The sequence below is a fragment of the Inhella proteolytica genome, assembly GCF_016093275.1.
GTDB classification, from domain to species: Bacteria; Pseudomonadota; Gammaproteobacteria; order Burkholderiales; family Burkholderiaceae_C; genus Inhella; species Inhella proteolytica.
Window position 1 is genome coordinate 130,560 of sequence record NZ_JAEDAK010000010.1, and the last position, 21,368, is coordinate 151,927.

Annotated in this window: 20 protein-coding genes; 8 read left to right on the forward strand and 12 right to left on the reverse strand. The window is 71.5% G+C overall.

What is annotated here, in order from left to right; all coding sequences use genetic code 11:
• Window positions 1-3: 3 nt before the first annotated feature.
• The 4 genes from I7X39_RS15105 to I7X39_RS15120 all read right to left on the reverse strand — a co-directional run bounded on the left by I7X39_RS15105 (window position 4) and on the right by I7X39_RS15120 (window position 5,042).
• On the reverse strand, window positions 4-1,242 hold the full coding sequence (locus I7X39_RS15105) for a multifunctional CCA addition/repair protein (protein WP_198111985.1): 1,239 nt from the start codon (window positions 1,240-1,242) through the stop codon (window positions 4-6).
• Window positions 1,242-1,943, reverse strand: coding sequence for a glutathione S-transferase family protein (locus I7X39_RS15110; protein ID WP_198111986.1), 702 nt, complete (start codon window positions 1,941-1,943; stop codon window positions 1,242-1,244). Before I7X39_RS15110 ends, I7X39_RS15105 begins: the two co-directional genes overlap by 1 nt.
• A gap of 151 nt (window positions 1,944-2,094) precedes the next feature.
• On the reverse strand, window positions 2,095-3,036 hold the full coding sequence (locus tag I7X39_RS15115) for a complex I NDUFA9 subunit family protein (RefSeq protein ID WP_198111987.1): 942 nt from the start codon (window positions 3,034-3,036) through the stop codon (window positions 2,095-2,097).
• A complete protein-coding gene (locus I7X39_RS15120; RefSeq protein ID WP_198111988.1) occupies window positions 3,033-5,042 on the reverse strand; it encodes a lytic transglycosylase domain-containing protein in 2,010 nt (669 codons plus the stop codon). Before I7X39_RS15120 ends, I7X39_RS15115 begins: the two co-directional genes overlap by 4 nt.
• Here I7X39_RS15120 and I7X39_RS15125 point away from each other — a divergent pair.
• Window positions 5,041-5,616: a 5-formyltetrahydrofolate cyclo-ligase gene (locus I7X39_RS15125; protein WP_198111989.1), complete on the forward strand. Its 576-nt coding sequence runs from the start codon at window positions 5,041-5,043 to the stop codon at window positions 5,614-5,616. The genes I7X39_RS15120 and I7X39_RS15125 overlap by 2 nt on opposite strands.
• On the forward strand, window positions 5,613-7,598 hold the full coding sequence (locus tag I7X39_RS15130) for an alpha/beta hydrolase family protein (RefSeq protein ID WP_198111990.1): 1,986 nt from the start codon (window positions 5,613-5,615) through the stop codon (window positions 7,596-7,598). Before I7X39_RS15125 ends, I7X39_RS15130 begins: the two co-directional genes overlap by 4 nt.
• Before the next feature lies 1 nt (window position 7,599).
• On the opposite strand, the gene I7X39_RS15135 is transcribed toward I7X39_RS15130, so the two are convergent.
• On the reverse strand, window positions 7,600-8,568 hold the full coding sequence (locus tag I7X39_RS15135) for a LysR family transcriptional regulator (protein WP_198111991.1): 969 nt from the start codon (window positions 8,566-8,568) through the stop codon (window positions 7,600-7,602).
• 94 nt (window positions 8,569-8,662) lie between these two features.
• Here I7X39_RS15135 and I7X39_RS15140 point away from each other — a divergent pair, with 94 nt between their 5' ends.
• Together I7X39_RS15140 and I7X39_RS15145 are read left to right on the forward strand one after the other, a co-directional pair.
• Complete coding sequence (locus I7X39_RS15140) at window positions 8,663-8,923, forward strand: DUF2917 domain-containing protein (RefSeq protein WP_198111992.1); 261 nt, start codon at window positions 8,663-8,665, stop codon at window positions 8,921-8,923.
• On the forward strand, window positions 8,920-9,231 hold the full coding sequence (locus I7X39_RS15145; protein WP_198111993.1) for a cupin domain-containing protein: 312 nt from the start codon (window positions 8,920-8,922) through the stop codon (window positions 9,229-9,231). The genes I7X39_RS15140 and I7X39_RS15145 overlap by 4 nt, the downstream gene beginning before the upstream one ends.
• On the opposite strand, the gene I7X39_RS15150 is transcribed toward I7X39_RS15145, so the two are convergent.
• Window positions 9,224-9,577 (reverse strand): TfoX/Sxy family protein, encoded by a 354-nt coding sequence (locus I7X39_RS15150; RefSeq protein ID WP_198111994.1) that lies wholly within the window; start codon window positions 9,575-9,577, stop codon window positions 9,224-9,226. The two genes, I7X39_RS15145 and I7X39_RS15150, sit on opposite strands and share 8 nt — an antisense overlap.
• Window positions 9,578-9,598: 21 nt before the next feature.
• On the opposite strand from I7X39_RS15150, the gene I7X39_RS15155 reads away from it, so the two are divergent.
• The gene (locus I7X39_RS15155; protein WP_198111995.1) at window positions 9,599-10,174 is read left to right on the forward strand and encodes a 5-formyltetrahydrofolate cyclo-ligase; all 576 of its coding nucleotides are present in this window, start codon (window positions 9,599-9,601) and stop codon (window positions 10,172-10,174) included.
• A gap of 3 nt (window positions 10,175-10,177) precedes the next feature.
• Here the strand turns inward: I7X39_RS15155 and I7X39_RS15160 are convergent, their stop codons facing one another.
• The 4 genes from I7X39_RS15160 to bla all read right to left on the reverse strand — a co-directional run bounded on the left by I7X39_RS15160 (window position 10,178) and on the right by bla (window position 14,304).
• Complete coding sequence (locus tag I7X39_RS15160) at window positions 10,178-11,605, reverse strand: hypothetical protein (protein WP_198111996.1); 1,428 nt, start codon at window positions 11,603-11,605, stop codon at window positions 10,178-10,180.
• The gene (locus I7X39_RS15165; RefSeq protein ID WP_198111997.1) at window positions 11,602-12,003 is read right to left on the reverse strand and encodes a phosphate ABC transporter substrate-binding protein; all 402 of its coding nucleotides are present in this window, start codon (window positions 12,001-12,003) and stop codon (window positions 11,602-11,604) included. Before I7X39_RS15165 ends, I7X39_RS15160 begins: the two co-directional genes overlap by 4 nt.
• Window positions 12,004-12,016: 13 nt before the next feature.
• Window positions 12,017-13,246 (reverse strand): hypothetical protein, encoded by a 1,230-nt coding sequence (locus tag I7X39_RS15170; protein WP_198111998.1) that lies wholly within the window; start codon window positions 13,244-13,246, stop codon window positions 12,017-12,019.
• Window positions 13,247-13,407: 161 nt separating this feature from the next.
• Complete coding sequence (gene bla, locus I7X39_RS15175) at window positions 13,408-14,304, reverse strand: class A beta-lactamase (protein WP_198111999.1); 897 nt, start codon at window positions 14,302-14,304, stop codon at window positions 13,408-13,410.
• 97 nt (window positions 14,305-14,401) lie between these two features.
• Here bla and I7X39_RS15180 point away from each other — a divergent pair, with 97 nt between their 5' ends.
• The 3 genes from I7X39_RS15180 to I7X39_RS15190 all read left to right on the forward strand — a co-directional run bounded on the left by I7X39_RS15180 (window position 14,402) and on the right by I7X39_RS15190 (window position 18,659).
• Complete coding sequence (locus tag I7X39_RS15180) at window positions 14,402-15,280, forward strand: LysR family transcriptional regulator (protein ID WP_198112000.1); 879 nt, start codon at window positions 14,402-14,404, stop codon at window positions 15,278-15,280.
• Window positions 15,277-16,647 (forward strand): Xaa-Pro dipeptidase, encoded by a 1,371-nt coding sequence (gene pepQ / locus I7X39_RS15185; protein ID WP_198112001.1) that lies wholly within the window; start codon window positions 15,277-15,279, stop codon window positions 16,645-16,647. The genes I7X39_RS15180 and pepQ overlap by 4 nt, the downstream gene beginning before the upstream one ends.
• An 80-nt stretch (window positions 16,648-16,727) precedes the next feature.
• On the forward strand, window positions 16,728-18,659 hold the full coding sequence (locus I7X39_RS15190; protein ID WP_198112002.1) for a methyl-accepting chemotaxis protein: 1,932 nt from the start codon (window positions 16,728-16,730) through the stop codon (window positions 18,657-18,659).
• Here I7X39_RS15190 and I7X39_RS15195 read toward each other — a convergent pair whose 3' ends face one another.
• Window positions 18,660-19,127, reverse strand: coding sequence for a low molecular weight protein-tyrosine-phosphatase (locus tag I7X39_RS15195; protein ID WP_198112003.1), 468 nt, complete (start codon window positions 19,125-19,127; stop codon window positions 18,660-18,662).
• Window positions 19,127-21,346 carry a TonB-dependent receptor plug domain-containing protein gene (locus I7X39_RS15200; protein WP_198112004.1) on the reverse strand — a complete coding sequence of 740 codons (2,220 nt, stop codon included), beginning with the start codon at window positions 21,344-21,346 and terminating at the stop codon, window positions 19,127-19,129. Before I7X39_RS15200 ends, I7X39_RS15195 begins: the two co-directional genes overlap by 1 nt.
• Window positions 21,347-21,368 lie beyond the last annotated feature (22 nt).

The following is a 21,368-nucleotide window of genomic DNA, read 5'->3' on the forward strand; positions in this document are numbered from 1 at the left end:
GGTTCAGTCTCCCGGAGAAGGTGCAAGGGTAGCGGCGATGGCCGCACGGCGGGCCTGTTCGATGGCCTGGCCGATCAGCTCGCCGCGCTTGCCCGCTGCCAGCAGCGGGGCGGAAATGGCCGCGCTGTCCACCGCCTGCGCCGCGGCCAGCGCGGCCAGCAGGCGTTCGGCCTGCGGGTAGGCACGGCCTTCCAGGCCGAGGCGGCCGCGCGCATCGACCTCGCAGACCTGCATCAGCTGCGCAAAGCGCTCGGGCCGGCGTAGGGCGTCGCAGCGCTGCAGCAGGCGTTGCACGGCCGCGGCCTCGAAGCCGCCGCTCTGGTGCACATGGATGTGCTGAGCGCAGGCCAGCCCGGCCAGCTCGCGGGCGTCATTCGGCACCTTCCAGCGCGCGCACAGCGCCGCCAGCGGGGCCAGCCCGCCATGGTCGTGACCGCGGTGGCGCGGCAGCTCCTCAGCGGGGGTGAGGGCCTTGCCCAGGTCGTGGGTGAGCGCCGCGAAGCGCACGGGCAGCGGCGCCTGCATCGCCACGCACTGGTTCAGCACCAGCTCGATGTGGGCGCCGGTGTCCACCTCGGGGTGGTGGGCGGCCGGCTGCGGCACGCCCCACAGCGCCTCCAGCTCGGGGGCGATGCGCGCCAGCGCGCCACAGTCGCGCAGCACCTGCAGCAGGCGCACCGGGTGGGCCTCCATCAGGCCACGGGCGATCTCCTGCCACACGCGTTCGGGCACCAGGTGGTCGGCCTCGCCCTCGGCCACCATCTGGCGGCACAGGTCCAGGGTTTCCGGCGCCACGGTGAAATCGCCGAAGCGGGCGGCAAAGCGCGCCAGGCGCAGGATGCGCACCGGGTCCTCGGCAAAGGCCGGGCTGACATGGCGCAGCACGCGCTGCTCGATGTCGCGCTGGCCGCCGTAGGGGTCGATCAGGCGGCCGTCGGGCGCGCGGGCGATGGCGTTGATGGTCAGGTCGCGGCGCGCCAGGTCTTCTTCCAGCGTGACCTCGGGCGCGGCGTAGACCTCGAAGCCCTTGTAGCCGCGCCCGCTCTTGCGCTCGGTGCGCGCCAGCGCGTGCTCCTCGTGCGTGCGCGGGTGCAGGAAGACCGGAAAGTCCTTGCCCACCGGCTCGAAGCCGGCCGCCACCATCTGCTCGGGCGTGGCGCCCACCACCACCCAGTCGTGGTCGCTCACCGGCCGGCCCAGCAAGGCGTCGCGCACGGCGCCGCCCACTTCGTAGATCTGCATCAGCGCGGCGCCTCGCCCGGCGCGCTGCGGTAGGGCTCGTCGTCCGGCACAAAGCGCTGCTCAGCCAGCGCGCCGGCCACCCAGGCCTGCACGGCCGCGTGGGCTTCCAGCGCCCGCACATAGGCCATGCAGCGCTCGCCCAGCGGCAGGCCGTAGCGGGTGACGCGCATCGCCACCGGGGCGAAGTAGGCGTCCACGGCGCCGAACTCGGCGCCCATCAGCCAGGGCCCGCCGCGGGCCTGAAGCTCGGGTTCCCACAGGGCCTGCAGGCGCTGCAGGTCGGCGCGCAGGGTGGGGTGCTCGGTCAGCAGGCGCTCGCCCACGGCGCGCAGGTCGGCCTCGATGTTCATCGGGCACAGGCGGCGCAGATCACCGAAGCCGCTGTGCATGGTGGCGGCCAGGGTGCGGGCGCGGGCGCGAGCCCTGGCTTCGCGTGGCCACACCGGGTGCTGCGGGAACAGGTCGGCCACGCGCTCGGCGATCGCCAGGCTGTCCCAGGTGCTGAAGCCGTCGTCCTCCACCAGCACCGGCACGCGCGCGGTGGGGCTGTGCTGGGCGGCGCTGGCGCTGAATTGCGAGCCGGGCTGGAAGTGGTCGAAGTACAGCATCTGCTCCTGGAAGGGGATGCCGAAATGCGTCAGCAGTACCCAGGGACGCATGGACCAGGAGGAGTAGTTCTTGTTGCCGATGACGAGTTGCATGGAAGTGTTCCGTCGATTTGGGTTCAGTCTTTGCTCCGGCGCGGCGCGGCGCGGCGCGGCTCGGATCAAGTGCCACCGCGGATCCGGCTCCGCCGGGCCGCTGGTGGCGCCCCCTTGAGGGGGAGGCGGCGGAGCCGCTTCGGGGGTGGCCCTACCTCCGTGCGCGCAAGTCGTCCAGCCGGGCCTCGGCCTGGCCGGGCGCCAGGTAGCCGGGCACGATGGCGCCCAGGCTGTGCGCCTGCAGGCCCAGCTCGCGCAAGCCCGGCAGGTGGCCGCTGGCCACGTTCGGCACCTGCAGCGAGCGCAGGTTGTCGCGGCTCAGCAGGCCGCCGGGCAGCAGCTCGAACAAGGCCGCCTGCAGCATCGCCAGCGGGCCGGGCAGGGGCAGGATGGGGCGGGCGCAGCCGGCCAGCTGGCCGGCGTAGCGCACCAGTTCGCGCAGGGTCTTGACCTCGGGCCCGGCCAGCTCGTAGCTGTGGCCGATGGTCTCGTCCCACTCCAGGCAACGGCGCAGCGCGGCGGCCACGTCGCCCACCCAGACGGGCTGCAGCTTGGCATCCGCGCCGCCCAGCAGCATCAAGGGCAGCACGCGTTGCAGGCTGGCGAACAAGTTGAGAAAGCTGTCGTGCGCGCCGAACACCACCGAGGGCCGCAACACGGTGAGCTTGAGGCCTTCCATGGCGCGCAAGGTGGCTTCGCCGCGCGCCTTGGCGTGCAGGTAGAGCGAGCCGCTGCGCTCATCGCCCTCCACGCCCAGGGCGCTGACGTGGAGCAGGCGTGGCACGCCGCCGCTCAGACAGGCCTTGCCCAGGCGGTGCGGCCATTGCACCTGCACACGCTCGAAATCGGCCGCGCTGCCCTGCAGGATGGCGATCAGGTTGACGACGGCATCGTGCCCGGGCAGCAGGCGCTCCAGCAAGCCGGCTTCGCCCAGCACATCTCCCTTGATGACGGTGACGGCCGGCAAGGGGGCCAGGCCGCGCCATTGGCGGTCGCGCCGCGTGGGCACGGTGGCGCTGTGGCCCGCACGTTGCAGCTCTTCGCAGAGGGCGCGGCCGATGAAGCCGCTGCCACCGAGGACCAAGACTTTCATGGCAGATCCTGATTGGAAGTTGGGGCGGTAGTGGGCCGCGGCCCGATGCGCTGGCCCAGACGTTCGCGCAGGCTGGCCTGCGGCTCGCCCATCAGCCGGGCGTAGACGGTGGCATTGGCCAGCACCTTCTTCACATAGTCGCGCGTCTCGCTGAAGGGGATCGATTCGGCCCAGGCGGCGGCATCGAGCTCGCCGCCCTCACGCCAGCGGCGCGGCCGGCCGGGGCCGGCGTTATAGGCCGCCGCCGCCAAGGGCAGGGCGCCGCCGAAGTCGTCCAGCACCATGCGCAAGTAGCCCATGCCTAAGCGCAGGTTCATGTCCATGTCGTTGATGCGCTGCGGGTTGTAGGCCAGGCCGAGCTTGCGCGCCGTCCACTTGGCGGTGGCGGGCATCAGCTGCATCAGGCCGCTGGCGCCCACGCCGCTGCGCGCATCCTGGATGAAGCGCGACTCCTGGCGGATCAGGCCGTAGGGGTCGGCCGGGTGCAGCCCGGCGGCGCGTGCGCGTTCCACCAGCTGCTCGCGAAAGGGCATGGGGTAGCGCTGCGCCAGGTCGATCTGCTGCGTGGTCTTTTCGCTCGTGTTGATGCAGCGGTCCCAGACCTGGGCTTCGCAGGCGCGCTGCGCGGCGGCCAGCAGCTCACGCTCGGCCATGCCGCGCAGGCTGAAGTTCCATTCACGCACGCCCTCGCCGCGCATTCCCAGCTCGATCAGGCGCAGCGCGCGCGTCAGGCCGGGGTGCTGGGCGGCGGCTTGGCGCTCGGCCGGGCTCAGCGCGGCTGGCGCCGCCGGCAGCGCCAGGCGCAGGCCCATTTCCTCGGCCGCGAGCTGGCCGTAGAAGTGCAGCGGCGCGGCCAGCTTGACCAGGGTGGCGCGGGCTTCGCGGCGTGCGGGTTCGCCAGCCTCGCCCTCGGGTGCGGCGCGGTAGCGGGCCTGGGCATGCCAGTAGGCCCAGGCGGGGTCTTGGCGCTGGGCTTCGGGCATGGCCTGCACCACCTGGCGCAGCAGCTCCCAGTCGCCTGCGCCGCCCTTGGCGCGCAGGGCCGCGCGTGCGGCCCAGGCCAGGGTCTCCTCGCTCCACTCACTGGCCGACGCTTTCAGCGCCAGGGCGCGGCGGAACCAGTCGGCCGCGTCCTCCTGCTGGCGCAGCGCGGCCTGGCGACCGCCCTGGGCCCAGGCCCATTGCGCCAACGCGGGCGCCAGGGCCTTGGCCCAGCGGCCTTCCAGGTGGTCGCGCGCGCCTTCCGGGTTGCTGGCGGCCAGGCGCACCAGGGCCACGGCGGCGGCCTCCTGCTGCCAGCGCCCGCTCACCACCGGCTTCAAGCGCAGATGCCGCGCCGGGTCGTCGTAGGCGCCCTGCAGCATCTTGGCCTCGGGCTTGCGCAGCAGCTCCAGGGTCTGCGTGAAGGCCTTGCCGCGCCCGGTCTCGGCGCTGGCGTTGAGCTTGCGGCGCAACTCGTCCGCGCCAAAGACCTTGGCTTCGAGCAGATCCTTGGCGAGCGCGTGGCAGGCCTCATCGGCCTCGCGCTGGGCCAGCCAGGCGGCCAGCGCGCGCTCCTTGAAGGGCTTGGCGTCGGCGCCTTCCTTCAGCGGCCGGCCCAGCGCACGCTCGGCGCGCAGCGCGTGGCAGTGGACGTCGCGGTCGTCGTCCATGCGAAATCGCGGGTAATCGGCGGCGAAGGCCGGCCAGTCCTGGCGCCGGCCCAGCTCCAGCAGCCAGTCGTTGCGCAGCCGGTCTTCTACATAGCTGCCGGGCCAGCGCTGGTAGAAGGCCTCCAGCTCCGGCACCTGGGCAGCGGGCAGGCGGGCGAACTGGCGCCAATAGTCCACCCAGGGGGCCAGCAGGTGCTGCTGCTGCTGGGCCTGTTCGGCCAGGCGGTTCAGGGCGGCCACATCGCGCTTGCGCCAGGCTTCGCGCGCCTGGTTCATCAATAGGTCCTCGGCCGGCTGCGCTTGCGCGCTGGCGAGGAAGAATGGCAACAGAGTCAAGTACTTCCAAAATCGCATGGACGCCATTGAACACCAGAACCCCGCCCCCGAGCGCCAGGCGCTGCGCCGCGAACTGAAGGCGCGCCGCAGCAGTTGGCTGGCCAGCCCCGCCGGCGCCGCCGCGGCCCAGGCCCTGAACGAGCCGTTGCGCCAGCTGCTGCAGCAGCTGGAACCCTTTTGCCTGGGCCTGTACTGGCCGCTCGACGGCGAGTTCGACGCCCCGGCCTTCTGGGCCCACCAGGCCCTGCCCGGGGTGCAGTTGGCCTTGCCCTATGCCCTGCGTGAAGGCCGAAAGATGCACTACCGTCGCTGGGATGGCCGCACGCCCAGCGCACAGGACGAGATGGGCATCCCCTGCAGCAGCGGCGCGCCGGTGGAGCCCGACGTGGTGCTGGTGCCCTGCCTGGGTTTCACCCGGACTGGCTACCGGTTGGGCTATGGCGGCGGCTACTTCGACCGCTGGCTGGCCGCCAATCCGGGCGTGACGGCCGTGGGTTTGGCCTGGAGCGTGGGGGAATGCGAATTCGCGCCCGCGGCGCATGACCTGCCGCTCGCGGTGATCTTGACGGAACGGGAGTTGCTGGCGCCATGAACGGATTTCGATTGCTGGCGCTGTGGTGCGCCTTCATGGGCCTTTCCGGCCAGCTGGTCGCACAGGAGCAGACGCAGGCCCAGGCGGCCGTGCCGGCGGAGCGCTTCTTCGAGCGCCCGGCCATGCAGGACGCGGCACTCTCCCCCTCGGGGCGCTACCTGGCCTTCCTGGCTGGCCGGCGGCAGGAGCGGCAAGGTTTGTATGTGCTCGATCTGCGCGCGGGCGGCAGCGCGCAGGCATTGGCGCAGTTCAAGGAGGTCGACGTTCAGCGCTTCCAGTGGGTGAACGACGAGCGCCTGGTGTTCTCCGTCTGGGACATGGATGCCGGCAGCTACTGGGCGCAGCGCGAGGCCCCGGGGCTCTTCTCGGTGGGTCTGGAGGGCGCCAAGCCGCGTGAGCTGATCCAGCGCCGTTCATGGCGGCCGGTGGAGTCGCGCAGCATGAACCGGCAGAGCGCGCTCGATTTCCGGCATGAGCTGCTGAAGGTGCCGGAGGGGGGTGGCGATGAGGTCGTGATTGGCCGTTGGGACGCCAAGGGCCTGCAGCCGCTGTGGCTGAACGTGCGCACAGGCAGCACCCGCCATTACGAGGTCGATGCGCCAGGTCCGGCCGCCCAGTGGCTGTTCGACAGCCGAGGCCAGGCGCGCGCGCTGGTCACGCAGGACGGGTTGCATCAGCGCGTGTTCGCGCGTGCCCCGGGTGAGAGCGAGTGGCGTCAGCTGAGCGAAGGTGCAGTAGGCGAAGTGCCGCTGACACCGCGCTTTGTTGACGACCAGGGCCAGCTCTATGTCCACCATCCGGAAGGGCTGGGGCTCGAAGCCGTGCTGAGCCGCTACGACTTCGAGCGCAAGCAGGTGCAGAGCCCACCGCTTCTGCGGGTTGAAGGGTTTGACGTGGCAGCCAACCCGGTGCTGGAGGGCGGGCGGCTGGTCGGTCTGCGCTTTGTCGCGGATGCCGAGCGCAGCCTTTGGCTGGATGCGCGTCGTCAGGCTTGGCAGGACAAGGCCGACCAGCGCTTCCCGGGGCAGATCAATCGCATCGACTGCCGACGCTGCGAGGCCCAGGACGCCGTGGTGCTGGTGCGCACGGCCTCGGACCGCGATGCCGGCCAGTTCTGGCTCTACCACCCGGCCGAGGACCGCTGGCAAGGCTTGGCGCGGCGCCAACCCGGCATCGAGCCGGGCCAGATGGCGCGCGTCAGCCTGCACCGGGTGCCGGCGCGCGATGGATTCAGCGTGCCGGTGTGGCTGACGCACCCGGCCGGCACGGGCCCGCACCCGGCAGTCGTGCTCGTACACGGCGGCCCCTGGGTGCGCGGGCGCCAATGGGAATGGGAGCCCCTGAGCCAGTTCCTGGCCTCGCGCGGCTGGCTGGTGATCGAGCCCGAGTTCCGCGGCAGCACCGGCTTTGGCGATGCGCATTTCCGCGCGGGCTTTCGCCAATGGGGGCTGGCGATGCAGAACGATGTGGCCGATGCCTTGCGCTGGGCCCAGGGCCAGAAGCTTGCTGGTGCGCAGGCTTGCATTGCCGGTGGCAGCTACGGGGGCTACAGCGCCTTGATGGGCCTGATCCGCCACCCCGAGCTGTACCGCTGTGGCGTCGCCTGGGCGGCGCTCAGCGACCTGGACCTGCTACTGAAGGGCTCCTTCTGGGTGTCTGCCGACACCAGTCCGCTGGTGCGCGAGCAATTGCTCACGCGCCGGGTCGGCGACCCGGAGAAGCACGCCGCGCAGCTCCAGGCCACGTCTCCAGTGCTGCAGGCTGGGCGCCTGAAGCAGCCCCTGCTGCTGGCCTATGGCGAGCAGGACCGGCGCGTGCCGCTGGCGCATGGCGAGCGCCTGCGGGAGGCCCTGCGTGCCGCTGGCCAGGAGCCCGAGTGGGTGGTCTACAAAGACGAGGCGCATGGCTGGGGCCGCAAGGACACCCAGCTGGACTTTGCGAACCGGCTGGAGGCCTTCTTCTCCAGGCACCTGGCGCCCTGAATCACACGCTGAGCGCGGCGCGGGTCTGCGCCGCCTGTTCGCGCAGCCACTCGCAGAACTGCAGCACCTCGGGGCGCTGGGTGGCGCTGCGTGCCAGGCGCATCCAGTAGCTGCTGGGCGTGCGGTGGCGGCGCGCGGGGCCGAAGGTTTCGATCAGCTCGCCACGCTCCAGCTGGTCGTAAACCAGCGGCAGGCGTGCCAGCGTGAGCGCATTGCCGGCCAGCGTGGCCTGCACCTGCTGGTGGGTGTAGTTCAGCAGCAGCCAGCGGCGCGGTTGCAGGTCGCCCAGGCCCTGCGCCTCGAACCAGGGGCGCCAGTGGGTGAGCTGGCTGGTGGGGCGGTTGTCGTCTTCTTCCGCCAGGGTGTGCTCGGCCAGGTCGGCCGGGCGGTGCAAGGGGGGCAGCTCGCCGGCATCGATGCGGGCCTGCCGCGCCGGGCCGTGCACGGGGGCCAGCACCTCGCCGAACAGGCGCTCCACGCCTTCGCCGGGCGGCGGGCTGAGGTGGTAGCTCAGCGCCACGTCGAAGCCGCTGGCGTCCAGGTCCTGCACGCCGTCGCTGGCGGAGATGCGGATGTCCACCGCCGGGTGCGCCTGCTGGAAGGATTCCAGGCGGGGCAGCAGCCACAGGCTGGCGAAGGAGGCGAAGGTGGTCAGGTTGATGACCTGACGGCCGGCATCGGCACGCAACTGGCGCACGCGCCGGTCCAGCTCCACCAGCTGGGGCGCCACCACCGTCAGCAGCTGGGCGCCGGCGTGAGTCAGCTCCACGCGGCGCGTGCCGCGCTGGAACAGTGGCAGGCCCAGTTCCTCTTCGAGCGCCTTGATCTGCCGGCTGATGGCCGGTTGCGTCAGCGCCAGCTCCTGGGCCGCGGCGCTGAAGTTCAGCAGGCGCGCCACGGCTTCGAAGGCGCGCAGATGGCCGACCGCCAGCGGGCGGGTGGGGATGCGGGGCCGGATGCTGTTATTCATGCTCAAAGCTTATCAATCCGGCGCTTCGATGTGATTGGACCGGCGCGGCCTGCCTGGGAAGAATTGCATCCATGGCCAACACAAGGAGTGCCAAATGATGAATCAAGCGAATGCCTATCCCAATGTTTGGCAGCTGCGCACCGGCCAGGTGCTGCGCCACCCGCTGCGCCGCGCCGAGACCCTGCAGGTCTGCAGCGGCCGTCTCTGGTTGACGACCAATGGCGAGCTGGACGCACCTTCGCAGGACTGGGTGCTGCAGGCCGGCGACCGCCTGCGCCTGCCGCAGGGCCAGGAGGTGGTGGTGGAGGCCTTTGCCGATGCCCGCTTCGAGCTCAACGAGGAGTTGGCAGCATGACGGTGATCCGATCGGGCGAATTCCGCGGCACGCGCGCCTGGGCGGCGCAGGACATCGCGGCCATGAACGGCGTGAGCGTGCGCCTGCACTGGACGGACCAGCCCTACCGCTGGCACGTCAACGAGGGCGAAGAGGTCTTTGCCGTGCTGCAGGGCGAGGTGGAGATGCGGGTGCGCGAGCAGGGCGTGGAGCAACGCCATCTGCTGCGCGCCGGTGATCTCTTCCATGTGCGCGAGGGCTGCGAGCATGTGGCCCACCCGATCGGTGCGGCCCATGTGCTGGTGATCGAGAACGAGGGCTCTATTTAGAGTTTTTCTTCAGCGCGGCATCGATGGCGCGCAGCGCCCAGGGCCGCATCTCGGCGGGCGATTCCATCGCGGTCTCGGGCGTGCTCCAGTAGTTCAGGTGGGCCCGGCGGCCGTCCTTCATCGGGTACTCGAAGCGGCGGCAGCCGGCAGCCTCGAAGGCGGGCTGGTGGCTCGCATGCCCCTTTAGGTACAGCACTTCGTCCTCGATCAGGGCGATGAAGAGCCCGTCCACATACAGGCCGACGGCGCCGAACATGCGCCGGCTGCGCACCGGGCCCAGCGGCGCCAGCAGCTCGCGGCAATGGGCCACGAAGGGTTCGTCGTCGGCGGGGCGCAGTTTGCTCATGGGGCTCAGCACAATGGGGGCATGAAGCCCGATTCTGTTGCCGAGGATCCGCGCCGCGCGCTGCGCGATGTGTTGATTGAACTGCGCCAGGAGCTGCCGGACCGCCACCCGCGTTCCCAGGCCCTGCAGGAGGTGCTGCGCGTCTGGCTGCTGCAGCGGCGCGAGCAGCGCATCGGCGCCTACTGGCCGATCAAGGGCGAGTTCGACCCGCTGCCATCGCTTTACCGCTGGAGCGAGGACCACCCCGAGCGCCGCATCGGCCTGCCGGTGAAGCACCGCGACACCGGCTTGCTCAGCTACCACGTCTGGTACCCCGGCTGCCCGATGGAAGAGGACGCCTTCGGCATCCTCAAGCCCAAGGACACCGAGGCCTTCGAGCCCGAGCTGATCCTGGTGCCCTGCCTGGGCTACGGCGCCGGCGGCATGCGCGTGGGCTATGGCGGCGGCTTCGTGGACCGCACCCTGCGCCAGCGCGAGCCGCACCCCGTGACCTGCGGGCTGGCCTATGGCGTCAGCTACGTGCCCGGCCTGCAGGCGCGCCCTGAAGACCGGCCGCTGGATGCCATCCTGACCGATCTCGGGCCGGTCTGGCCCTGAGATTCAGCCTGGTCCGGGCTGGAGAGGCAGCAGCAGCTCCAGCCGGTTGCCGTTCGGCCGGTTCACGTAGCGAAGCTGGGCGGCCCACAGGCCGCTGAGCAGGCGCACCGCCAGATGGGCCTGGGCATGGCCATCGGGCGCATCGGCCGCAAGCCAGGGCTCGAACAGGCGCTGGCGGGCCTGGGCATCCAGGGGTGGGGCGTTGTCCTCGATCCACAGCAGCACCGTCTCGCTGCCCTGCAGGCGAAAGCCCAGATGCAGTTCGGCGCCCAGGCGGTGCGCCAGGCGCTCGCTCAGGGCCTGCTGCAGCAGCAGGCGCAGGGCGCTGTGAAGGGCCTGGCGCGGCCCCTGGAGCTTGAGTTCTGCGCCGGGCTCATAGCTCAGCAGGCATTCGAGCGCGCGCGCCTGCGGCCCCAGCTCCTGCAGCAGCTCTTGCAGCAGCGCGCCCAGGGCAAAACCCTGCGGGGTTTCGGCCTGGGCATCCGCCGGCAGGGCCAGCAGGGCATAGCTGCGCTCCAGCTGCTGGCGCTGCTGCTCGGCCAGCTGCAGCAGCGCGGCGCGCCGTTCCTGCAGCGCGGCCTCCAGGTCTGCATGGCGGCGCTGCAGGGCCTGATTGAGGATTTGCAGGCGTTGCGTCTGGCGCAGCAGCAGGGCTGCCAGGCCGCTGAGGCCGAGCACCACCGCCAGCGCGGCCAACGTCAGCAGATTAGCCTGCCAGGGCGTGACCGGGCTGTGCCTCAGGTCCACGCTCCAGTCGAAGCGCCAGCCGCCGGGCACGCTGGCCTCCTCGCGGCGGAACTGCTGCGCCAGCGCGGGCGGTGGGCCGGTCTCGGTGACCGGATGCAGGCGTCCATTCAGGTCAACCAGCTGCAGGCGCAGATGCAGCCCGGCGGGCCAGTCCAGACCCTGCAATTGCTGGATCAGCCCTGGCACATCCAGCAGCAGCCAAACCCACTGATCGCCGGCCAGCGGACGTGCCAAAGGAATGCGTCCGTCCGGCATCGGCGCGCCCAGCTGTTCGCGGGGTTGGGCGGGCACGCCGCGGCGCTCCAGCTCGTGCCAATCCTGCATCTGCAGGCCCATGCCGGCCAGCGGCTGCAACTGGCCCTGGGCATCCACCCGGGCGGCGGCGGCGGCCAGGGCGATTTCGCCGTCGCTGTCCTGGCTGACGGCGGCGAGGTCGATCTGGAAGGTCTGGCCGTCCGTCCAGCCTTGGCCGCGCGATTGCAGTACCAGCGCGCGCAGCAGCTGGCGGCGCAGTTCCAACCAATTCAGCACGAATTGCTGCGGCCGCTGGCTGGCGGCCTGCATTTCGATCAGCCAGCGCTCGCGCGCGGCCTGAGTGAGTGCGCGGCTGGCCCATACCACTGCGGCCAGCGCGGCCAGGCTGAGCGCGGCCCAGAGCAGCCAGCGGCGCGCGGCTGCGCTCAAGGCGAGAAGACCACCTTCACGCTGGCGTCGACATCGGCCTTGTCCAGATAGGCCACGGCGTTGGGATTGCCGGCCAGGGCCGACTTGATGTCCGCCGCGCTGCCCAGCTCCTTGGGCGCCACACCCTTGCCGCTGAAGATCAGGCGCGACCAGATCGCCTTGACCTGCGAGGGCTCCTTGCCCAGCACCTTGCCGTAAAACTCGTCGCGCAGCGGCGGTGCGGCGGCCAGCAACTGGGCCTGGCCGGCACCGGGCAGCTCCTTGCTCACGCCCAGGTACAGGTCCACCACCTGGGCCTTTTCCAGTTTGGCCACCGGGCTCTTGGCCGAGACGACCACCACCACCTCGGCCTGCGCCGAGGCCATGCCCAGCAGCAACAGCAATGCACGCGTGTTCATGGGGCCTCCCGCGCTAGAACACGAAGTCCAGATTGACCGACAGCACATTCATCCGGCCGTCCCAGCTGGGGCCACGGTAGGCCGGGTTGATGGGGGGCAGGTTGGGGCTGTAGACCACCCCATTGATGCCGAGGAAGGGCGGGCGGTTTTGCTTGATGCGCTCGATCTGCACTTTCAGCGCAGCGCTCTCGTGGAAGTCCCAGCGCAGACCGAACTGCTGGGTCTTGCGGTCGTTCGGGTTGATCAGGTAGTGGTCGAAGGCGGCGTTCGCGGCAGCCGCGGCCGGTGGGGCTGCGGCGGCCGTGAGCAGGCCCAGCGCCGGCTCCTTGAAGCGCAGCGCGCCGGCGGCGGCATAGGGTGTCCAGCTGCCGATGCGGTAGCTGCCCTGCAGGTACCAGCCCTGCACATCCGGGATCAGCGTGCTGTTGGAGTTGCGCCGCGCCCATTCCGCCTGCAGCGTGGCGCTGCCCAGCTCCGCGGCCATGGCCAGCGTGGCGATGTCGCCCTTGATGTCCTTGAAGCGGAAGCGCTGGGCGAACACGGCCGCGCAGTTGGTGCAGCCTGTGGCGCCGGAGGACAGGGTGTTGAGCGCCGCCTGGGTGGCGGGCAGGTTGCCGTCCAACGCGAAAGTGGTGAGGCCGCCACGCAAGGTCAGCGCCCCTTGCTGCCAGCGCGCGGCCAGCGAGGCCGTGCGATTGACCTGGATGCTGCCGTTGGTCAGGCTCAGGTCCGTCTTGCCCGCCGCGGCTTCAATCGCCAGGTTGCCGCCGCCCAGGGATTTCGACCAGTTCAGGTTGGCGCCATCGATGCTGGTGATGGGGTTGACCTGGTAGACCGTCTGGTTCGGGCGGACGGCGATCTGCGCGAAGCCGATGTTGCGGGTGTCGGACAGCAGGAACACCGGCGCCACCACCCGGCCCAGCTTCAGGCTGAGGTCGGGGCTGGCGTCCCAGCCGAGGTAGAGCCACTCCACGCGCGGGCGGAAGCGGTCGATCACGTCGTCCTTGCTGAGCAGCTGCAGCACGCCGCGCACCGGCCCCGGTGCGTTGACGGTGAACTGCGTGGTGAGCTGGCTGTCGCCGTCGAAGCGCCAGTCCTTGTTGCTCGTGTAGCGCGCGGTGCGCTGGTCGGCGCGGGCGCCGGCCACCGGGTCGTCACCCTGGTAGGCGGCCAGGGTGCCGAAGGCATCGAACTTCAGCCAATCCGTCAGTTCTGCCGCCAGCAGCGGAGGTGCCCCACCCAAGAGCAGGCTTCCAAGCACGAGAGACCGGCGGGCTAGCGGATGCATCGCGTCCTCCTGAGGGGGAGAGGCCAATGAGCAGCAGGGGCGAGCCAGCCTAGCCCAGCGGCCTGCCTTCTGCCTGCTAGGGTGAACCCCGCTGGCCAGCGCGCCGGGCTGGGCGCTCAGCCGGGCTGCCACCGGCCGACCAGCCGTCCCACCTCCGCCAGCACGGCCTCATCGGCGGCCTGGATGTCGCGGCTGCGGCGGGGGCCTTCGTAGTAGGCGGCGATCAGCCAGGGCGCGCGGTCCGGGCCGGGCCAGACGATGGCCACATCGTTGGTGAGGTCCTGCATGCTGGGGTGCAGGCCGGTGCCGGTCTTGTCGCCTGCGCGCCAGCCCTTGGGCAGACCCGCGCGCAGGCGGTACGTGCCGGTCTGCGTGGCTTCCATCCAGGCGATCAGGCGCGTGCGGCTCGCGGCTTGCAGCCAATCGCCTGTCAGCAGCCGGGCGGCGCTGGCCGCGATGGCGGCGGGCGTGCTGGTGTCGCGCAGCTCGCCCGGCGGCAGGCGGCTCATCTCGGGCTCCCAGCGGTCCAGGCGCGTCACCGTGTCGCCGCGCTCGCGCAGCCAGTCGGTCAGGCCGCTCGGGCCTCCGAACAGTTCGCGCAGCAGCAGGTTGGCGGCGGCGTTGTCGCTGGTGGTCTGGGTGGCCTCGGCCAGTTCCACGGCGCTGAGCCGGCCCTGGGCCAGATGGGCGCGCACCACCGGCGCATGCGAGACCAGATCTGCCTTGCCGAAGCGGATGGCGCGCTCGGCCGGCCAGCGGCCGGCGTCGATTCTCTGCAGCACCGCGCCGGCCAGCAGCAGCTTGAAGGTGGAGCACAGGCCGAAGCGCTCGTTAGCGCGGTGGCCGGCCTGGGCGCCGCTGCCGCTGTCCAGCACGGCCACGCCCAGGCGGCCGCCGGCGCGGGCTTCCAGGGCGGCCAGGGCCTGGCTCAGCTCCGGGCTGCTCAGCGCAAGGGCTGGCAGGGGCAGGGCGGCGGCCAGGGCCAGCAGGTGGCGGCGGGAGAGGTTTGGCATAGAAGGTCTTGGCGTGAGGTCGGAGAGGGCGGCATGTTTCCCAGTGCGGCTGCTCTTGCCAAACAATGCCTGCTTGCGTCTGCCCCAAGTTTTTCTGATGTCTCTGCCCCGCTACTCGCTCAATACCCTGCATGCCTTTGCGGCCGCCGCGCGCCACCTGAACCTGACCCGCGCGGCCGAGGAGCTGTGCGTCACGCAGGCGGCGGTCAGCCAGCAGGTCAAGCTGCTCGAAGCCCAGGTAGGCAAGGCGCTGTTCCTGCGCACCGCTCGCGGCCTGCAGCTCAGCGACGAGGGCGCGCTGCTGGCCGCACCGCTGCAGCAGGCCTTCGCGCAGATCGACGCCGCGCTGGCCCTGCTGCAGGACGACGGCCCGGCCGAGCGCCTCGGCGTGGCCGTGGTGGGCACGTTTGCGCAGGGCTTTCTGCTGGAGCGCCTGGCCGGTTTCCACGCCGCCCACCCGCGCATCGAACTGCGCCTGCAGACCCACAACAACAAGCTCGACCTGGCCATCGAGACGCTCGATTTCGCCATCCGCTTTGGCGATGGCGCCTGGCGCAGCGTCGAGGCCGAGCCCCTGTGCGCCGCGCCGCTGGCCCCGCTGTGCAGCCCCGCCCAGGCCGCCGAGCTGCGCCGCCCCGAGGACCTGCGCCGCTGCACCCTGCTGCGCTCCTACCGCGGCGAGGACTGGCCGGCCTGGGCGCGCGCCGCGGGGGTGCGCGAGCTGGTGGCGCGCGGGCCGCAGTTCGATTCCTCGGTGCTGATGGTGCAGGCGGCCCTGCTGGGCAGCGGCGTGGCGCTGGCACCGTCCTGCATGTTCCACCGCGAGCTGGCGCAGGGGCGTTTGGTGCAGCCCTTTGCCACCACGGTGGATGTGGGGCGTTACTGGTTGACGCGCAGCCTGGGCCGCGAATGGACGCCCGCGGCCCGCCAGTTCCGCGAATGGCTGCTCGCCGAGACCTCCAAAATGCTGGCATGACCCCGACTCCGGACCTCGCGGCCCTTTACGCCGCCCACCTCGCCACCCTGCAGCAGCGCCTGGCCCAGGCGCTGGGCGCGCAGGGCCTGGATGCCCTGCTGGTGGCCGCCGGCCAGGAGAAGTTCGCCTTCCTGGACGACCGCCCCTACAACTTCCAGCCCAACCCGCATTTCGTGCACTGGCTGCCGCTCACCGGCACGCACGCCGCGCCCGGCAGCTGGCTGGTGTTGCTGCCGGGCCAGCGCCCGCGCCTGCTGTTCCTGCAGCCCGAGGACTATTGGCATGCCCCGCCCGCTGCCCCGGCCGGCTACTGGGTCAGCGCCTGGGAGATCGAGACCTTCCGCCAGCCCGAGGCCTTGCTGGCCCGCCTGCGCGAACTGGCGCCGGCGCGCAGCGCGCAGATCGCCGAGACCGACGCTGCACTGCCCGAGCTGAGCCTGAACCCGCAGCCCCTGCTGGACGCGCTGCACTTCGCGCGCGGCTGCAAGACCGCTTACGAGCGCGTGCTGATGCGCGGCGCCAGCCGGCGTGCCGCCCTGGGCCATCTGGGTGCACGTGCCGCCTTCGAGGGCGGTGGATCGGAAGCAGACATCCACAGCGCCTATCTGACCGCCAGCGGCCAGGCCGAACGCGAGCTGCCCTACGGCAACATCGTGGGCCTCGGCGCCCATGGCGCGGTGCTGCATTGGCAGCATCAGGACAGCCAGCCCCCGGCGCAAGCCACCAGCCTGCTGATCGACGCCGGCGCGGCCTGTGGTGGCTACGCGGCCGACATCACGCGCAGCTGGCTGCACCCCGAGGCGGCTGCCGGCGCTGCGCGCGACGACTTCGCAGCCCTGCTGACTGGCATGGAGGCCTTGCAGCTCGCCCTGGTGGACGAGGTGCGCGAGGGCACGGACTATGTGGCCATCCACCTCAGCGCCCATCGCCGCATCGCCCAGCTGCTGCTGGACCAGCGCCTGCTCTCCGGCCTGAGCGCCGAGGCCGCCGTGGCCCAGGGCCTGAGCGCGCACTTCTTCCCGCATGGCGTCGGCCATCTGCTGGGCCTGCAGGTGCACGATGTCGCCGGCCTGCAGGTCGACGCCACCGGCACACGTCGCGAGCGACCCGCTGGCCACCCCTACCTGCGCCTGACGCGCGTGCTCAGCGAGGGCATGGCCGTCACCATCGAGCCCGGCCTGTACTTCGTGCCCCTGCTGCTGACGGCGCTGCGCCAGGGCCCGCTGGCCGGCCATGTGGACTGGGCGCGCGTGGAGGCGCTGCGGCCCTTCGGCGGCATCCGCATCGAAGACGATGTGGTGTGCAACGGCCCCGGCCAGGCGCCCGAGAACCTGACGCGCGAGGCCTTCCAGGTGCTGCAAGCCTGAACCTCGGCGCTCCTTCTTCATGAGGTAGGCAGGCGGCCCCGCTTGCATGAGCATCGCCCGGCACACAGCGGGAGGAAGCCATGCGAGCGTGGATGGACCGTCTGAATACCGGCGCGAAGTTCGCGCTCGTGGCCCTGCTGCTGGCCTTGCCCTGCGCCTGGCTGGGCCAGCGCCTGGTGCAGCTGGAGTGGCAGACCTGGCAGGTGGCGCGGCAGGAAAACCAGGGCACGCCCATTGCCGCCACCCTGGTGCGCGCCCAGCTGGCCCTGATGCGCCAGCGCGGGCAGGCGGCGCTGCTGCTGAGTCGCAGCGACAGTCCGCTGCCGCCCTTCCAGGCCGCCCAGCTGGACTTGATGCAGGCCCTGGACGAAGCCCAGCGCAGCCTGCAGCACCCGGACATCCAGGGCAGCACCCGGGCCGCGCTGGAGCGCCAGCGCCGTGAGCTGGAGGAGCTGGGGGCCGCCATCGTCAGCCGCGGCCCGACGCCGCTGCAAAGCCTGCAGCGCCACCAGGCCCAGCTGCGCGCCCTGGTGGAGCTGACCGGCCGGGTGATGCACGACACCCTGCTGTCCTACGACCCCAGCGTCGACGGCTACCACCTCATCATTGCCAGCTTCGACGCCGTGCCCGACCTGATCGACAGCCTGGGCCGGCTGCGTGCCCTCAGCGCGCTCAGCCTGCTCAACGGCGCCACCGAGGCCCAGCGCCAGCAGATCCTGCTCCTGCACGGCGAGGTGAACGACCGCCTCAGCCGCGTGCAGCTGCATTACGAGCTGGCCGCCCAGGCCAATGCCGAGCTGCTGCCCGCACTGCCGGGTGAGAACCTGGCGCGCGAGGTGGCGCTGCTGCGCCAGCTCAGCCAGCAGGCCGTGGGAGCAGAGGGCGGCGCCGAGCCCCGCCAGGTGGCGGCCGCCTTCGAGGCCATGAGCCAGCCCATCAACCGGCTGCTGGAGCAATCCCTGCGTGCCCAGCAGGCCCTGCGTGCCCTGCTGGGCGAGCGCGAGGCTGATGCCCGCCTGGCGCTGCTCGGTCTTGCCGGTGGCGGCTTGCTGCTGGCCCTGTTCAGCCTGCTGCTGGCAGCGCGCCTGGTGCGCTCCATCACCGCGCCGGTGGCGCTGGCCATCGAGGCCGCCCACGCGATTGCCGGCGGCAATCTGCAGGCCAAGGTGCCGCTGCGCGGCCGCAACGACATGGGCCTGCTGCTGCAGGCGCTGGAGGACATGCGCGCCAAGCTGGTGAACGTCTGCCAGGCCGTGCGCCAGGGCGCCGAGCAGGTGGCCGTGGCCAGCCAGCAGATTGCGGTGGGAAATATCGATCTCTCCACCCGCACCGAACGCCAGGCCAGCGCCGTGCAGCAGACGGCGGCCTCGATGGAGCAGCTGGGCGGCGCCGTGCGCAGCAATGCCGAGCACGCCGATCAGGCGCGCGGCATCGCCAGCCAGACGGTGCAGCAGGCCGAGGTGGGCCTGCGCGTGGTCACCCAGGTGGTGGGGCAGATCCAGGCCGTGAACCAGAGCTCGCAGCGCATCGGCAGCATCATTGGTGTCATCGACAGCATCGCCTTCCAGACCAATCTGCTGGCCCTGAACGCGGCGGTGGAAGCGGCCCGGGCCGGCGAGGCCGGGCGCGGCTTTGCGGTGGTGGCCAGCGAGGTGCGCGAGCTGGCCGGCCGCGTGGCCGGGGCCGCAGCCGAAGTGAAGCAGCTCATCGGTGGCATGACCGACCAGGTGGCCGGCACCAGCAGCCAGGCGCGCAGCGCGGGCGATGCCGTCAACGAGGTGGTGGCCTCCATCCAGCGCCTGGGCGACCTGGTGTCCGCCATCAGCCGTGCCAGCCAGGAACAGCGCGACGGCGTGCTGCAGGCCAGCCAGGCCGTCACCGACATGGACCACAGCACCCAGCAGAACGCCGCCCTGGTGGAAGAGAGTGCCGCTGCGGCCGAGAGCCTGCGCCAGCAGAGCGACGAACTGCTCAGCGTGGTGGGCGCATTCAGGCTGCCCGCGGCCGCCTGATCAGGGCTTTTGCCGCAGCGCCTTCAACAAGCCGGCGCCCGCCGCTTCCACCAGATCCAGCACCTGCTCGAAGCCTTCCGGCCCGCCGTAGTAGGGGTCGGGCACGGCCGTGCCCAGGCCCGGCGCGTAGCGCATGAAGAGCTGCAGGCGCGCCCGCTGCGCCGGCGTGGCCAGGCGCGCGGCGCGCGCCAGGTTGTCCTCGTCCATGGCCAACAGCAGGTCGAAGCGTTCGAAGTCCGCAGCCACCAGCTGGCGGGCGCGCAAGCCCCCCAGCTCGTAGCCGCGCTGGCGCGCGTGCTCCTGGCTGCGCGCATCCGGCGGCGCACCGACGTGGTAGTCGTGCGTGCCGGCCGAGTCGATCTCGATGTGCTGCGCCAGGCCGGCGGCCTGCACCTGGGCGCGGAACACGCCCTCGGCCGTCGGGCTGCGGCAGATATTGCCCATGCAGATGAAGAGCACGCGGGTCATCAGAAGCGGGTCTCCAGGCGCAGGGTGGCGGTGCGGAAGGTGCGCTGGCGGCTTTCGGTCGTCACGAGGTTGCTGCCGCTGTCCACCACGGTCTGGCTGAGCGCATCGAGCGGGTCGAGGTTGGAGAGCGCCAGGCGCAGGCTGGTGTCGCGGCTGATCGCCCACTGGCCGTAGGCGTCGAACACCACGCGCTTGGAGGTGCGGCTGCTGAGGATCTCGGTCTGCTGGATCAGCACCTCGGGCGTGTAGCTCCAGTTGACGCCCAGGCTTACCGGGCTGCCGGGCGTGCGGTAATCGAGGCCGAGGTTGCTGGTGAAGCGGGGCTGGGCATCGATGCGGTTGTGCGGGCCGGGAATGCCCTCGACGGCGGAGCGGAACAGGCTGAGGTTGGCGCGCAGCTGCAGCGGCACCCAGGCGGGCGGCGCCTCGGCCCAGATCTCGTCCAGCCGCGCCTTGGCTTCCAGCTCCAGGCCGTACACGCGCGCATCCCCCAGATTGCGCGGCCGGCTGACCCAACGCGGGGTGGGCACGCCATTCAGCACGCTGTCTTCCAGCGCCAGCGTGCGGCGGATCAGGCCCTGGATGCTGCGCGCGAACAGATTGGCCGAGAGCAGGCCGCCCTTGCTGAGGTAGCGCTCGTAGGCGAACTCCAGGCCGGTGGCCAGCTCGGGCTTCAGGTTCGGGTTGCCGGCGCTGTCGGCCGCGTACTCGGTGTTGGGGCCGCTGGGGAACTGGCTGTTGAACACCGGGCGGGCGATCAGGTCGTTCAGGCTGGCGGCGCGGTAGCTGCGCGTCAGGCTCATGCGCAGCTGCTCGCGGCTCCTCGGGTCGGGCTTCCACAGCGCGTGCAGCAGGGGCGACCAGACCTGCGAGCGGTTGCGCACCTCGCCCAGTGCCGCCCCGGCCTGGCCGCGGCTGTCGATCTGCTCGAAGCGCAGGCCGGCGTGCAGATTCCATTGCGGGCTGGCCTGCCATTCGTCCTGCGTGTAGAGCGCGCTGCGCAGGGTGCGGGCGCTGAGTTCGTCGCCGAAATCGCCCAGGCCGAGCAGGGGCTGGCCGTTCTGCAGGCTGGTGCGGGTGTTGTTGCGCCGGCCCCATTCCAGCTCGGTACCGCTGACCCAGGCGTGCTCGGCAGCCGTCTGAAGGCTGAGCTTGCCGGTGAGGTTGAGGTTGCGGTCGCGGTTGTCGTTGTGGTCGTCCTGACGCCGGTCCAGCGTGCCGCCGCTTTCCAGGCGCTGGTTGTCGTTGCGCAGGTTGGCGCCGCCGCCGTTGGCGCGCAGGTCCAGGCGCAGGTCCTCGCTCAGGCGCTTCTGGTAGTTCGCACCGGCGCGCAGCATGCGGAACCGCCCCTCGCTCTGCGTCGCCACCTGGGTGTAGCGCGGCTCGCCGCCCTGGGCGAACTGGCTGTGGTTCTCGCCTTGCGCCAGCACCGCAAAGGGCATCAGCTGCAGGGTCTCGCCCTCGCCCAGGCGCCACTGCAGGCGGCCGTTCAGGTTCAGGCTGTCGCGCTGGTCCAGGCTGCGGCCGCGCTGGCTGCGTTCCTGCACCAGGCCGGCGTCGGGCTCGATGCGGGTGCGGCTGTTGATGTCGTCGGCGCGGCGCTGGCGGTTCAGCACCGAGGTGACCGAGTAGTTCAGGCCGCCGGCCGTGCTGTCGTTGTGCGTCAGCGCCACATTGGGCTGCAGCTCGCCGTGGTCGAAGCCCAGGCTCAGGCGGGCCTCGTTGAGCTTGCGCGCCAGCGGCTCGCGCAGGATCACGTTGATGGTGCCGGCCACCGCGCGCGCGCCGGTCTCGGCCGTGGGGGCGCGCTGGATCTCGATGCGCTCGACCTGCTCGGGCGGCACCTGGTCGAGCGTGAAGCCGGGCGGCATGCGCTCGCCGTCCACCAGGATCTGCGTGAAGCCGCCACCCATGCCGCGCATGCGGATCTCGCCGCCGCGCCCCGGCCGCCCGCCGGGGGTGACGCCGGGCAGGCGGCGCATCAGGTCGACGAGATTGCCGTCGCCAAAGCGCAGCAGGTCTTCGCGGCTGATGACGATCTTGCTGGCCGTGCTGGCGCGGCGCTTGGCCTCGTCGCTGGCCTGGCCGCTGACCTCCACCTTGTCCAGCCGCGCGGCGGGGGCGGAAGCCGGCGCGGCCGGCGGTGGGGGTGTCTGGGTGTTGGTCTGGGCCTGGGCGCACAGGGCCAGGCCGAACAGGAGGAAGGGCGTGAGGCGCATGGCGGCGCAGTGTCCCCGGGCG